Annotated in this window: 13 protein-coding genes; 7 read left to right on the top strand and 6 right to left on the bottom strand. The window is 56.2% G+C overall.

What is annotated here, in order from left to right; translation table 11 throughout:
• Positions 1–25 precede the first annotated feature (25 nt).
• The gene (gene ahpF / locus ACWKXN_RS00410; protein ID WP_048980748.1) at positions 26–1591 is read right to left on the bottom strand and encodes an alkyl hydroperoxide reductase subunit F; all 1566 of its coding nucleotides are present in this window, start codon (positions 1589–1591) and stop codon (positions 26–28) included.
• A gap of 127 nt (positions 1592–1718) precedes the next feature.
• Positions 1719–2282, bottom strand: a complete 564-nt coding sequence (ahpC, locus tag ACWKXN_RS00405) for an alkyl hydroperoxide reductase subunit C (protein WP_008501015.1) — start codon at positions 2280–2282, stop codon at positions 1719–1721.
• A 622-nt stretch (positions 2283–2904) separates the two neighbouring features.
• Here ahpC and citR point away from each other — a divergent pair.
• The 3 genes from citR (at position 2905) to ACWKXN_RS00390 (ending at position 5811) form a co-directional block, all read left to right on the top strand.
• Entirely contained in the window at positions 2905–3804 is a 900-nt protein-coding gene (citR, locus tag ACWKXN_RS00400; protein ID WP_454543174.1) for a DNA-binding transcriptional repressor CitR, read from the top strand.
• Between the two features lie 172 nt (positions 3805–3976).
• Positions 3977–5200, top strand: coding sequence for a phosphoadenosine phosphosulfate reductase (locus ACWKXN_RS00395; RefSeq protein WP_454543173.1), 1224 nt, complete (start codon positions 3977–3979; stop codon positions 5198–5200).
• Complete coding sequence (locus ACWKXN_RS00390) at positions 5185–5811, top strand: IbrB-like domain-containing protein (RefSeq protein ID WP_454543172.1); 627 nt, start codon at positions 5185–5187, stop codon at positions 5809–5811. The genes ACWKXN_RS00395 and ACWKXN_RS00390 overlap by 16 nt, the downstream gene beginning before the upstream one ends.
• Here the strand turns inward: ACWKXN_RS00390 and ACWKXN_RS00385 are convergent, their stop codons facing one another.
• Complete coding sequence (locus ACWKXN_RS00385; protein ID WP_454543171.1) at positions 5812–6972, bottom strand: pyridoxal phosphate-dependent aminotransferase; 1161 nt, start codon at positions 6970–6972, stop codon at positions 5812–5814.
• Between the two features lie 122 nt (positions 6973–7094).
• On the opposite strand from ACWKXN_RS00385, the gene ACWKXN_RS00380 reads away from it, so the two are divergent.
• The 3 genes from ACWKXN_RS00380 to ACWKXN_RS00370 are packed head-to-tail and all read left to right on the top strand — an operon-like array spanning position 7095 to position 8934.
• Positions 7095–7709, top strand: coding sequence for a methylthioribulose 1-phosphate dehydratase (locus tag ACWKXN_RS00380; protein ID WP_033144913.1), 615 nt, complete (start codon positions 7095–7097; stop codon positions 7707–7709).
• Positions 7706–8395, top strand: a complete 690-nt coding sequence (gene mtnC / locus ACWKXN_RS00375) for an acireductone synthase (RefSeq protein ID WP_454543170.1) — start codon at positions 7706–7708, stop codon at positions 8393–8395. Before ACWKXN_RS00380 ends, mtnC begins: the two co-directional genes overlap by 4 nt.
• Complete coding sequence (locus tag ACWKXN_RS00370) at positions 8392–8934, top strand: 1,2-dihydroxy-3-keto-5-methylthiopentene dioxygenase (RefSeq protein ID WP_248233878.1); 543 nt, start codon at positions 8392–8394, stop codon at positions 8932–8934. Before mtnC ends, ACWKXN_RS00370 begins: the two co-directional genes overlap by 4 nt.
• 96 nt (positions 8935–9030) lie before the next feature.
• Here ACWKXN_RS00370 and ACWKXN_RS00365 read toward each other — a convergent pair whose 3' ends face one another.
• Both ACWKXN_RS00365 and mtnA read right to left on the bottom strand, forming a co-directional pair.
• Positions 9031–9501: an SRPBCC family protein gene (locus tag ACWKXN_RS00365; protein ID WP_033144910.1), complete on the bottom strand. Its 471-nt coding sequence runs from the start codon at positions 9499–9501 to the stop codon at positions 9031–9033.
• Between the two features lie 42 nt (positions 9502–9543).
• Complete coding sequence (gene mtnA, locus ACWKXN_RS00360) at positions 9544–10560, bottom strand: S-methyl-5-thioribose-1-phosphate isomerase (RefSeq protein WP_048975890.1); 1017 nt, start codon at positions 10558–10560, stop codon at positions 9544–9546.
• Positions 10561–10664: 104 nt separating this feature from the next.
• Between mtnA and mtnK the strand changes: the two genes are divergently transcribed.
• Complete coding sequence (mtnK, locus tag ACWKXN_RS00355) at positions 10665–11864, top strand: S-methyl-5-thioribose kinase (RefSeq protein WP_033144908.1); 1200 nt, start codon at positions 10665–10667, stop codon at positions 11862–11864.
• Between the two features lie 62 nt (positions 11865–11926).
• On the opposite strand, the gene ACWKXN_RS00350 is transcribed toward mtnK, so the two are convergent.
• Complete coding sequence (locus ACWKXN_RS00350; protein ID WP_033144907.1) at positions 11927–13168, bottom strand: LVIVD repeat-containing protein; 1242 nt, start codon at positions 13166–13168, stop codon at positions 11927–11929.
• Positions 13169–13216: the final 48 nt, after the last annotated feature.

Below are 13216 nucleotides of genomic sequence, written 5' to 3'. Positions count from 1 at the left end.
GCAGGTGTAGCCTTACTTTCTTCTGTTATGCGGTTTTGGTGCGAATCAGGTAGTCAAAGGAACTCAGAGACGCCTTCGCCCCTTCGCCCGTGGCGATAATGATCTGTTTGTACGGCACAGTGGTGCAGTCGCCCGCCGCAAACACGCCTTTCACGCTGGTTTCACATTTCGCATCAATGATGATTTCGCCCATGCGGTTGCGCTCAATCGCGCCTTCCAGCCAGGTGGTATTTGGCAGCAGACCAATCTGCACGAAGATCCCTGACAGCTGAACGCTGTGCACGTCGCCGCTCATGCGGTCGCGGTATTCCAGGCCGGTCACTTTGCTGCCGTCGCCCTTCACTTCCGTGGTCTGCGCGTTCAGTACGATGTCGACGTTTTTCAGGCTGCGAACTTTATCCTGCAGAACCTGGTCGGCCTTCATCTCTGGAGCGAACTCCAGAAGGGTAACGTGCTCAACAATCCCCGCCAGGTCGATAGCCGCTTCAACGCCGGAGTTACCGCCGCCGATCACCGCCACGCGTTTACCTTTAAACAGCGGGCCGTCGCAGTGCGGACAGTAGGTCACGCCTTTGGTACGGTACTGATCTTCGCCCGGAACGTTCATGTTGCGCCATTTCGCGCCGGTGGCAATGATAATGCTGCGCGCTTTCAGCACCGCGCCGGACGCGGTTTCAATCTGGTGTAAACCACCCTCGACCGCTGCCGGAACCAGCTTGCTGGCGCTCTGGCTGTCAATCACGTCCACGTCGTAGTCGCTGACGTGCGCCTTCAGCGCCCCCGCCAGCTTCTGGCCTTCGGTCTTCGGCACGGAGATGTAGTTTTCGATGTCCACAGTATCGAGCACCTGGCCGCCAAAACGTTCGCCCATCAGGCCGGTACGAATACCTTTACGCGCAGAGTACACCGCTGCCGCCGCGCCCGCAGGGCCGGAACCGACGATAAGCACGTCGTAAGCATCGCGTTTGTTCAGCTCTTCCGCCGCACGTTTTTCAGCACCGGTATCCACTTTGGCAACGATTTCAGTCAGCGTCATGCGGCCCTGGCCGAACTCTTTGCCGTTCATGTAGACCGCCGGAACGCCCATCACGTTGCGATCGGTGATTTCATTCTGGAAGGTACCGCCGTCAATCGCCGTGTGCTTGATGCGCGGGTTCAGAACCGACATCAGGTTAAGCGCCTGTACCACGTCCGGGCAGTTGTGGCAGGAGAGCGAGTAATAGGTTTCAAATTCGAAATCACCGTCGATATCGCGGATCTGCTCCAGCAGCGCCTGCGCTTCTTTTGACGGATGACCACCGGTCCACAGCAGCGCCAGCACCAGTGAGGTAAATTCGTGACCCAGCGGCGAGCCGGCAAAGCGCGGTCCCTGGTCGGAGCCTGGGTTGGTAATCAGGAAAGAGGGCTTACGGACCGGCAGCGCGTTGTCTTCTTTGAAGGTCACTTTCGGCGACAGCTCGGCGATCTCCGCCAGCAGTTCCTTGATTTCTGCCGATTTGGCGCTGTCGTCCAGCGTAGCAATCAGCTCAACGGGTTTGGTCAGTTTCTCAAGGTAGGCCTTGAGCTGGGTTTTCATGTTAGTGTCGAGCATTGTTCTTCCCTCTCTTAAGACGTCATCATGCAAGCTGCCTTATACGGGCGGCCTGAATGCAACTTGCATCATGGTGCTGGAATGAAATGGGCGCGGGTGCGCCCATTGATTACCGAATGGGCAAAACTTAGATTTTACCAACCAGATCTAAGGATGGAGCCAGCGTCGCTTCGCCTTCTTTCCATTTCGCCGGGCATACTTCGCCTGGGTGAGAAGCCACGTACTGAGCAGCTTTCACTTTACGCAGCAGGTCAGAAGCATCACGGCCGATACCTTCAGCGGTAACTTCGATAGCCTGGATAATGCCCTGCGGGTCAACAACGAAGGTGGCGCGGTCAGCCAGGCCTTCATCTTCACGCATGTTGTCGAAGTTACGGGTCAGGGCGCCAGTCGGGTCGCCGATCATCGCGTATTTGATTTTCGCGATGGTTTCGGAGCTGCTGTGCCATGCTTTGTGGGTGAAGTGGGTATCGGTAGAGACGGAGTAAACGTCTACGCCCAGCTTCTGCAGTTCATCGTAATGGTCTGCAACGTCACCCAGTTCAGTCGGGCAAACGAAGGTAAAGTCAGCCGGATAGAAGAAGAAGACGCTCCAGCGGCCTTCGGTATCTTTCTCGGTAACTTCGATGAACTCACCGTTTTTGAACGCCTGGTTTTTGAAAGGTTTAATTTTGGTGTTAATCAAAGACATCTGTACTTCCTCCGTGTTTTCGTTGAGGTGTAAGGTAACCAACTTTATTCATCGGGGCTAATGCGTATGCTTTATCAAATCAATCAGCCAAACCTTACAACGTCGACAAGACAACAAGGTGAACCTTTTACAGGAAAGCCTGAAAGTAAAAAGGCCGCCTCAACGGGCGGCCCTGATACCTGAATTCCCCGCAGGTACATTCAGTGCCAGCCGAAACTGGCGTTGCGTTGCGCTCTACAACCCTTTATATCAAGGCGGTAACAGCCGTTTGATTACACCACCCGCGCAGGGATTGAGCAATCCATAAGAGAGGCATTCCTGCCTATGGCTGTGATAGGTTGTGCCGAACATCATTACGGTGCGTTATAAATTTATTTTTATTATAAAACTATCGCAATATATAAATGACAGTTGTCATTTAAAATGATTACTCCCTTTCTTAAGATAAAATTATCTTAATCGCTTTTGAAGCGCTATTTCAATAATCTGCCACCGTGATATATTAAGATGATTTAATTTAAAACTAAGAGAGCTAACCGAAAGAGTTATAAATGGTTAGCCTTAAACTATTGTTATCAGTTATATGATAACCACAGCAAACGCAGTACCCTCAGGACGAAACATGGCAAACCTGTATGACCTTAAAAAATTCGATCTTAATCTGTTAGTCATTTTCGAGTGCATTTACCAGCACCTTAGTATCAGTAAAGCCGCCGAGACGCTGTATATCACACCCTCTGCCGTGAGCCAGTCACTGCAGCGTCTGAGAGGACAACTCAACGATCCTCTGTTTATCCGTTCCGGTAAAGGGATCACGCCCACGACCGTCGGCGTCAATCTGCATCATCATCTGGAACAGAACCTGAACCAGCTGGAGCAGACTATCAATATCATGCACAGCAGCGGGTTGAAGAAGAACTTTGTCATTTATTGCCCGCATTTTATGAGTACGAAAGCAACGCTTGACCCTATAAAACTGCTGATGGAAAACCATAACTATTCAATTGAATTACATGATATTTTTCTTTCTTCTGATTCAGCAGAAGATCTCTTAGCCTACAGAAGAGCCGACCTGATATTTTCGTTTTCTTCTTCTAGCAATCATTCTGTCGCCTGTAGCCTCTACCATAAACTTCCTTTCGTACTCGTTTGTCGGGAGGGCCATCCCCGTCTCAGTGAAAATCCCACTCGTGAAGAGATTCTGAATGAAAACTTCACCGCCTACCTGAACGATGAAAACAGCTTCAAAGACTATCAGGAAAAGGCCGAAAACCTGTTAACCGAGAGAAATATCGTCTATCGTAGCGACTCTTTTATATCCCTTCTGTCGGTGATAGGTTCGTCCGACCTCATAGGATTAGTGCCCGCACCGGCCTTCGAACAATATGGGCCAGCCCTCAACCTGCGAAAAGTGGAAACTGACATTCAATTCCCCAGCATTGATATCTACATGATGTACAATCGTTCCGCGCTCAATAGCTCGGCATTCGCGAGTTTTATTGAAGAAATATCCTTACCGTGAGATATGGCTGTGGTTCTCGCACAAAATGGGAACCACACCGTTAAAACATACACCACCGTTATATAATTACGCGGCATAACCGTTACATATCCAATTAATTATTGACTGATATAATCCTCTCATTAATATTGACGCTACAGCCAGGTATTTATTCCTCAGGATGAGAATAAGCATGTCAATTTATAAATACCCTTTAGACCAGGATGTTCTTACTGCTGCTCGGGAGCGAATAAAATGGACGCTCGAAAACTTACCCAGAATCTGTGTTTCTTTTTCAGGAGGTAAAGACTCCACCGTCATGCTGCATCTGGTTGCCCGGCAGGCGCGACTGATGAACATCAAAATAGATGTGCTCTTTATCGACTGGGAAGCGCAGTTTTCCCATACCATTACCCATGTGGAACATATGCGCGAGTTGTACAGCGATGTCATCGACCATTTCTGGTGGGTCGCGCTCCCCCTGACAACGCAAAATTCACTGTCGCAATTCCAGCCGGAATGGCAATGCTGGGAACCCGGCACCCAATGGGTCCGCCAGCCTCCTGACGATGCGATAACCGATCCCGCTTTTTTTCCCTTCTACCAGCCAGGCATGACGTTTGAAACCTTTGTCCGCGGTTTCTCCGACTGGTTCTCTCGCAATCGCCCGGCGGCGGTACTGATTGGCATCCGCGCCGATGAGTCATACAACCGTTTTCTGGCTGTCGCGTCGGCGCGTAAACAGCGGTTTGCCGACGATAAACCCTGGACAACCGTCGCACCGGGAGGACATGCCTGGTATATCTACCCTCTCTACGACTGGAAAACCGCCGATATATGGACCTGGTTCGCCAAATCAGGGGGTTGCTATAACCCACTCTATGACCTGATGTTTCAGGCCGGCGTGCCGCTACGCTACATGCGGATTTGTGAACCCTTTGGTCCGGAACAGCGCCAGGGATTATGGCTCTACCACGTTGTTGAGCCCGATCGCTGGGCGGCCATGTGTGAGCGCGTGAGCGGTGCGCGCAGCGGGGGGATGTACGCCGGACACGATAACCATTTTTATGGTCACCGAAAAATTCTGAAACCCGAACACCTGTGCTGGCGCGAATATGCCATGCTGCTCCTCGACAGCATGCCGCAAAATACGGCTGAGCATTACCGCAATAAAATCGCCATTTATCTGCACTGGTATCAGAAGAGAGGCACAGAGGAGATTCCCGATACGCAGGACGGTGATATCGGTGCCAAAGATGTTCCCTCATGGCGCCGTATTTGTAAGGTTCTCCTGAATAACGACTACTGGTGCAGGGCGCTATCGTTCAGCCCAAATAAACCCAAACATTATCAGCGCTACAGCGACAGAGTGAAGGCGAAACGCAAGGAGTGGGGCATATTATGCGACAAAAACTAATCAACGAGATGGAAACGTACCTTCAGTCACTTCCCGAAGAGGAACGCATTAACGCCATAAATGCTTTTCGTGAAGCGATCCATAAACACAGTCCGTTTCGTGCGCAACCGATAGACTGCGTCCTCTGGATCAGACAGGACGCTATTACCGCTAACGACTACAACCCCAATAATGTTGCCCCGCCAGAAAAACGGCTGCTCAGTAAGTCGCTGGAACTCGATGGATTCACCCAACCTATCGTTGTGACAGAAAGTGAACCGCAACACTATGAAATTGTGGATGGTTTTCATCGCCATGAAATCGGTACAAATCGGGTGGCACTGAAGCACCAGCTCAAGGGTTATCTCCCTGTGACCCTCCTGCGCCAGGACCGACAGGATAAACATGACCGTATGGCTGCCACTATTCGTCACAACCGGGCGCGGGGTCGACACCAGATTAACGCTATGTCGGAGATCGTTCGCGAGCTGGTGCAGCTTGGCTGGAATGACGAGAGAATAAGCAAGGAGCTGGGAATGGACGGCGATGAAGTCTTGCGCCTCAAGCAAATCAACGGTCTGCTGGAGCTGTTTGCAGACCGTCGTTACTCAGAAGCCTGGACGGTGAAATAATCAGAGCGTGTTCAGGCGCTCTGCCGCCGCCAGCAGCGTCGATTCCTGCTTCGCAAAGCAAAGACGAATCAGCTTATGCGGGAAGGGATCGGCGCAGAATACAGACAGCGGAATGGCGGCCACGCCCACCTCTTTCGTCAGCCACTGGCAGAAACTCACGTCGTCCAGATCCGATATCGCGCTGTAGTCGGCGAGCAGGAAATAGGTCCCTTCTGAGGGCAAAATTTCCAGGCGACTTTTGCTGAGCGCCGTCACAAACAGATCCCGACGTTCACGATAGAAGTGCGGCAGCTCGCGATAGTGCTCCGGCTCGGCGCGCAGCATATCCGCCAGCGCCAGCTGAGCCGGCGTGTTCACGGCAAAGGTCAGGTACTGGTGCACCTTGCGCAGCTCGGCGCTGATAGCCGCCGGTGCGACGCAGTAGCCCACTTTCCAGCCGGTCATATGGTAAGTCTTACCGAATGACGAGACGGCGATAGCACGCTCGCGAAGCTGCGGATGGGCCAGCACGCTGGCGTGTCCTTCTTCTGCAAAGCAGATTTGCTCGTAGACTTCATCGCTCAGCACGTAAATTTCACGTTCCGCAATCGCCTGCCACAGCGCGGCGAAATCGGCCTTTTGCCACACCGTCGCCGACGGGTTGTGCGGGGTATTCAGGATCACCAGGCGGGTTTTGTCGCTCAGCAGCGCAGCAAACGCCTGCCAGTCAGGGCGAAAATGCGGCGGCTGGAGCGCCACGCGTTTCACCACGCCGCCGGAGAGTTCAACCGCAGGCGCATAGCTGTCGTAGCTCGGATCAAAGCAGATAACTTCATCGCCCGTACGCACCAGCGCGGTGATGGCCGCATAGAGCGCTTCGGTCGCCCCTGCCGTCACCGTAATATCGCTGTTCGCATCGGGCTGATGGCCGTACAGCTCCGCCGTTTTATCCGCAATGGCTTCCCGCAGCGCCTGCACGCCCGTCATCGGCGCATACTGATTCGCCCCCTGCGCCACGTGGTACGCCAGGCGCTCCTGCAGATAGGTCGGGCCGTCGAAATCCGGGAATCCCTGAGAAAGGTTAATGGCGTTGTGCTGCTGCGCCAGAGCGCTCATCTGCGTAAAGATGGTAGTACCGAGATTGGGAAGTTTACTCTGAGGAATCAATGCGTTATTGCTCATTGTGTCATGCCTGCTTGTAATACTTATGTTGCTGCCACTATAACACGATGTTAGTCTTTGGCAATCAAGACGCTTAGACGTCTAAACCATATGAATATTCCTGGCCGCGAGGGTAAAAGGAAATGACAGACAACCTGCAACTCACACATCTTGTCGACGCCTGCCGCTGGATTGGCGCCAAAGGCTGGGCACCCGCCACCGGGGGCAACATGTCGGTGCGTCAGGACGAGCGCCTCTGCTGGCTCAGCGAATCCGGCAAAGACAAAGGCAGCCTGACAACGGCGGATTTTCTGCAGGTTGAAATCGCCACCAACCGCGCGCCGTCTGGCCGCAGGCCGTCGGCGGAAACCGGTCTTCATACGCTGATTTATCGCCTGTTCCCGGAAGCCAACGCTGTCCTGCACGTTCATACCGTCAACGCCACGGTGCTGTCGCGTCTGGTCAAAGAAGCCGAGCTCAACATCAGCGGCTTTGAGATGCAAAAATCCCTCACCGGGCAGACCACGCATCTGGATACGGTGGCTATCCCGGTCTTCGATAACGACCAGGATATTGACGCCCTCGCCTCCCGAATCGCCCATTACGCACAGGAACGCCCGCTTAATTATGGTTTTCTTCTGCGCGGTCATGGCTTAACCTGCTGGGGACGCGACGTGGCCGAGGCCCGCCGTCATCTGGAAGGACTAGAATTCTTATTTGAATGCGAAATGCGTTTACGACAACTGGAGAGAGTATGATTCGCGCGATTGTGACGGATATTGAAGGGACCACCAGCGATATCCGTTTTGTCCATGACGTTTTGTTCCCCTACGCGCGTGAGCGGCTGGCGGCCTTCGTGACCGCGCAGCAGTACGCCGAGCCGGTCAAATCCATTCTGGACAACCTGCGTGATGAAATCGGTAACCCGCACGCCAGCGTCAGCGAGCTTATCGACGCCCTGTTTGCCTTTATGGATGAAGACCGCAAATCCACGGCGCTCAAAGCCCTGCAGGGGATCATCTGGCATGACTGCTACGTGAACGGCGACTTTACCGGCCACCTCTACCCGGACGTACTGCCTGCGCTGGAAAAGTGGAAAGCGCAAGGGATTGATCTCTATGTTTATTCCTCTGGCTCCGTCGCCGCGCAGAAACTGTTATTTGGCTACAGCGACGAAGGTGATATTACTCATCTGTTCAGCGGCTATTTTGATACCCACATCGGCGCCAAGCGCGAGGTGCAGTCCTATCAGAACATTGCGGCACAAACGGGCATCGCCCCGTCGCAGATCCTGTTCCTGTCCGATATTCATCAGGAGCTGGACGCGGCTGAACAGGCAGGTTTTCGCACCCTGCAGCTGATTCGCGGTGATGATGACGGCGCAAGCCATCACCATCAGGTCCACCAGTTTGACGAGATTAATCCGGAGCAGATCCCTTCATGAGCGCATTGACCATTTATTCCGATAAAGACGCCAGTCAACACCAGTGGTACAGCACCGACGCCGCCGAGATCGCCCAACAGCTCAACGCCAAAGGCGTGCGGTTTGAACGCTGGGCGGCGGATCGCGATTTAGGACACGATCCCGCACCTGAAGCCGTGATCGAGGCGTATCAGCATGCGATCGACAAGCTGGTGGCGGAAAAAGGCTACCAAAGCTGGGACGTGATCAGCCTGCGCGCCGACAACCCGCAGAAAGAGGCGCTGCGCGCGAAGTTCCTGAACGAACACACCCACGGCGAAGACGAAGTGCGCTTCTTCGTAGAAGGCGCGGGGCTGTTCTGCCTGCACATTGGCGATGAGGTGTATCAGGTGCTGTGCGAGAAAAACGACCTGATTTCCGTACCCGCGGGCACGCCGCACTGGTTTGATATGGGCTCAGAGCCTAACTTTACCGCCATTCGTATTTTCGATAACCCGGAAGGCTGGGTGGCGCAGTTTACGGGCGATGCCATCGCGGATGCGTATCCACGCCTCGCATAGGTAAAAGCAAAACGGCAGCTAGAGCTGCCGTTTTTAGTGTTTGCTCCCTCTCCCTGTGGGAGAGGGTCGGGGTGAGGGCATCAGGCCGCTCGAGCTTCAACGCTCCAGTCCTTTCACATACCCCACCAGCTGATCCAGCACAATCCCCCACCCTTCGTGGAAGCCCATCTGTTCATGCTGTTCGCGGATTTCCTTCGTCGGATGACGCGCAATCGCCGTGTAGCGGGTCTTGCCCTCGCCCACATCCTCCAGCAGCAGGATCGCCGTCATAAACGGCTTCTCGGCCGGTTTCCAGCCTTCGGTATAGCCGTCGGTAAAGACCAGCTTTTGACCGGGATCGATTTCCAGGAAGACGCCCCGGTTATCCATCCGCTGCCCGTCCACCTCAAACACGGTGTTGAACCGCCCGCCCACGCGGAGATCGAGATCGCATTCGGTCACCTTATGGGGAGCAGGAATGAAGAAGTTTTTGATGTGCTCCGGCGTGGTCCAGCACAGCCACAGCAGGTCGCGCGGTGCATCCACCACGCGCTCCAGTTTTAAGTCTGTTTCAGGATCGAGCGTCACGATATTGTCCTCTCAAGGGAACCCCTTAAAGGATAGCCGGACTCAGGCGAATTTCCCGTTTGCCACCGCTTCCGGCGTGACTACGCCCGTATCCAGCACCCAGCCGCTAATCAGCGAGGCAGGTGTGACGTCAAACGCCGGGTTATAGACCTGCGCGTTTTCCGGCGCCCACTGCACCGCGCCAAAGCTTCCGGCCACGCCCGTCACCTCGCTGGCGGCGCGCTGCTCAATGGGGATCGCGTCCCCGTTCGGGCAGTCCGGATCGAGGGTCGTTTGCGGGGCGGCCACGTAGAACGGAATGCCGTGGAACTTCGCCAGCACCGCCAGGGAATAGGTGCCGATCTTGTTCGCCACGTCCCCGTTGGCGGCAATGCGGTCTGCGCCCACCCACACGGCGTCCACCAGCCCTTTTGCCATCAGGCTGGCGGCCATGGAATCGGTAATCAGCTGATACGGCACGCCCAGCTCGCCAAGCTCCCACGCGGTCAATCTGCCGCCCTGCAGCAGCGGACGGGTTTCATCCACCCAGACGTTGCTGACGTTACCCTCCTGATGCGCGCGGGCAATCACGCCCAATGCGGTGCCAACGCCCGCCGTTGCCAGCCCGCCGGTGTTGCAGTGGGTCAGCAGACGGCTGCCGGGCTTCACCAGCGCGCTGCCGGCTTTGGCAATCGCGTCGCAAAGACGTTTGTCTTCGTCAATCAGGCGCAGCGCTTCGGCCACCAGCGCCGGTACAAAATCTTCCTGCCACAGGGCGAGCTTCATGCGGTCAAGATTGTTCATGAGGTTCACCGCCGTCGGGCGGGAGGCGCGCAGGGTTTCCAGCGCCGCCGCCAGCTCGTCGCGGCTTTTGCCGTTTTCCGCCAGCAGCGCCAGCAGCAGGCTTGCAGAGAGACCAATCAGCGGCGCGCCGCGCACGCGCAGGGCGTGGATATGCCCGACCAGCGCCTCTACCGTCGAGGCATCCAGCCAGCGTTTCTCCTGCGGAAGCGCCTGCTGATCGAGAATAAAGAGCTGATTATCCGCCACCCGCAGGCTGGTCGTCTGTAATGTCTGCATGTCGTTAATTCCCTGTTGCGTTGTTGTAGCACATTGTGTCAGGATGAAATCCAGATGTATAGACGTCTACATGTCTTAATTAGAAAACTCGTGAGGAGCAGGCCATGTCGCAATACCGTACCTTTACCGCTCAGGACGCCGTGGAGTATGCCAGGCAGTTTGGCGGACTTGACGATCCTTCATCGCTGGTAGAGGCGCAGGAAGTAGGCGACGGCAACCTCAATCTGGTATTCAAAATTTTCGACGGCGCGGGCGTGAGCCGCATCGTCGTTAAGCAGGCGCTGCCCTACGTCCGCTGCGTCGGCGAGTCCTGGCCGCTGACGCTGGACCGCGCCCGCCTTGAAGCACAAACCCTGGTCGAGCACTACCAGCACAGCCCGCAGCACACCGTGAAAATCCACCACTTTGACCCGGAGCTGGCGGTGATGGTGATGGAAGATCTCTCCAGCCATCGCATCTGGCGCGGCGAGCTGATTAAAAACATTTACTACCCGCAGGCGGCCCGTCAGCTGGGCGAATACCTCGCGCACGCGCTGTTCCACACCAGCGATTTCTACCTGCACCCGCACGCGAAAAAAGCGCAGGTGGCGAAATTCATCAACCCGGAGATGTGCGAGATCACCGAAGATCTGTTCTTCAACGATCCGTACCAGATCCACGAACGCAACAGCTACCCGGCCGAGCTGGAAAATGACGTCGCGGCCCTGCGCGACGACGCGCAGCTTAAAATTGCCGTAGCTTCCCTGAAGCACCGCTTCTTCTCGCACGCCGAAGCGCTCCTGCACGGCGATATTCACAGCGGCTCGATTTTTGTGGCCGACGGCAGCCTGAAGGCCATCGACGCCGAGTTCGGCTACTTTGGCCCGATTGGCTTTGACGTCGGTACCGCCATCGGCAACCTGCTGCTGAATTTCTGCGGCCTGCCGGGGCATCTGGGCATTCGCGATGCCGCCGCCGCGCGCGAGCAGCGCCTGACCGATATTCAGGAACTGTGGAACACCTTCGCGGAACGCTTCCAGGCGCTGGCAAACGAGAAAACGCGCGACGCCGCGCTCGGCGCGCCGGGCTATGCCTCCGCGTTCCTGAAAAAGGTCTGGCATGATGCCATCGGCTTCTGCGGCACCGAGCTCATTCGCCGCAGCGTCGGGCTTTCCCACGTCGCGGATATCGACACCATCCAGGACGAGGCGATGCGCCACGAGTGCCTGCGCCACGCGATAACGCTCGGTAAAGCGCTGATTGTCATTGCCGACCGCATCGACAGCGCCGAAGATCTGGTGGCACGAGTGCGACAGTACAGCTGATTACATTTGTTTTTCTCCCTCTCCTTGTGGGAGAGGGCCGGGGTGAGGGCATCAAACCGCACTTACCCCAAATACTCAATCACCGACAGCCCGCCGTTATAATCCGTGCTGTAAATTATCCCCTGCGCATCCACAAACACGTCGCACGACTGGATCACCTGCGGGCGATTCGGCCGCGTGTCCATCATTCTCTCCGGCGCGGCGGGCACCAGCGCACCGGTTTCCACCGGTCGATACGGATTGGAAATGTCATATGCACGCACCCCCGCGTTCTGATACGTCGCAAAAATCAGCGTCGAGCTGACAAAGCTCCCCGGCCGGTTCTCGTGCAGGTTATGCGGGCCAAAATGCGCCCCTTTCGCCACGTAGTCGGTTTCATCCGGCTGCGGGAAGGTCGAGATGCTGACCGGGTTCGACGGCTCGCGGATATCAAACAGCCAGATCAGCTTTTCGCCGTCCTCCTGGTTATCCAGCACCGCTTCGTCCAGCACCACCAGCAAATCGCGGTCCGGCAGCGGCAGCGCGGTGTGCGTCCCGCCGCCAAACGGCGGGCTCCAGTTGCGGTGGCTAATCAGCTTCGGCCGGGTGCGGTCCTTCACGTCCAGCAGCGTCAGGCCGCCGTCGCGCCAGCTGCCGTAGGCGGTATCGCCCGCGATAATCGCGTGATGCAGCGCGTAGCGTTTCCCTTCCGGCCAGTTCGGCTTCTCCCCTTCGGCCTGGTTCATCCCCGGCAGCCACCAGCGCCCCGCCACTTCAGGCTTACGCGGATCGGCCAGATCGATGGTCAGGAAGATGTAGTCGGTAAAGCCGTCGATCAGCGCTGACACATACGCCCAGCGGCCGCCGACGTACCAGATGCGGTGGATGCCGATGCCGCTCAGCGACAGAAAGCCGATTTCGCGCGGCCTGTCGGGCGTGGAGATATCAAACACCCGCAGCCCGGCGCTCCAGCCTTTGTCCTGCACGTCGCTGACGGTCTCCCCCACCTGGCGGGTGTAGTAGACCTTCTCGTCGGCAAAGCGGGCATCGGCAAACAGATCCCGGGCGTTAATCACCAGCAGCAGGTCGTCATGCGCCTGCAGGTGCACGTTCCAGGTGCCGGGCGGCGCGGGCACGTAGCCCGCCGCTTTCGGGTTTTTCGGGTCGCGCACGTCGACAATCGAAAAGCCCTGCGACACCATATGGCCGATATAGGCGAAACCGCGATGCACCATCAGCTGCACGCCGTCCGGGCGACCGCCCTGATCGCTATGGCCAATCAGCCGCATATTGCGGCTGTATTCTGGAAGGGGTACTTGCGTCACCGTTAGCTCCTTTGGGTTTTCCCCCTCTCCCTGTGGGAGAGGGCCGGG

Source organism: Enterobacter sp. UPMP2060, assembly GCF_053709655.1.
The sequence above is the reverse complement of the archived record's forward strand: the minus strand, read 5'-3'. Positions and strand labels throughout refer to the sequence as shown.

Bases quoted from the DNA above. Each gene is read 5' to 3' on its own strand.
- ACWKXN_RS00370 (WP_248233878.1), top strand. From the start codon at position 8,392: ATGAGCGCATTGACCATTTATTCCGATAAAGACGCCAGTCAACACCAG.
- ahpC (WP_008501015.1), bottom strand. From the start codon at position 2,282: ATGTCTTTGATTAACACCAAAATTAAACCTTTCAAAAACCAGGCGTTC.
- ACWKXN_RS00395 (WP_454543173.1), top strand. From the start codon at position 3,977: ATGTCAATTTATAAATACCCTTTAGACCAGGATGTTCTTACTGCTGCT.
- citR (WP_454543174.1), top strand. From the start codon at position 2,905: ATGGCAAACCTGTATGACCTTAAAAAATTCGATCTTAATCTGTTAGTC.
- mtnC (WP_454543170.1), top strand. From the start codon at position 7,706: ATGATTCGCGCGATTGTGACGGATATTGAAGGGACCACCAGCGATATC.
- ACWKXN_RS00390 (WP_454543172.1), top strand. From the start codon at position 5,185: ATGCGACAAAAACTAATCAACGAGATGGAAACGTACCTTCAGTCACTT.
- mtnK (WP_033144908.1), top strand. From the start codon at position 10,665: ATGTCGCAATACCGTACCTTTACCGCTCAGGACGCCGTGGAGTATGCC.
- mtnA (WP_048975890.1), bottom strand. From the start codon at position 10,560: ATGCAGACATTACAGACGACCAGCCTGCGGGTGGCGGATAATCAGCTC.
- ahpF (WP_048980748.1), bottom strand. From the start codon at position 1,591: ATGCTCGACACTAACATGAAAACCCAGCTCAAGGCCTACCTTGAGAAA.
- ACWKXN_RS00385 (WP_454543171.1), bottom strand. From the start codon at position 6,972: ATGAGCAATAACGCATTGATTCCTCAGAGTAAACTTCCCAATCTCGGT.
- ACWKXN_RS00380 (WP_033144913.1), top strand. From the start codon at position 7,095: ATGACAGACAACCTGCAACTCACACATCTTGTCGACGCCTGCCGCTGG.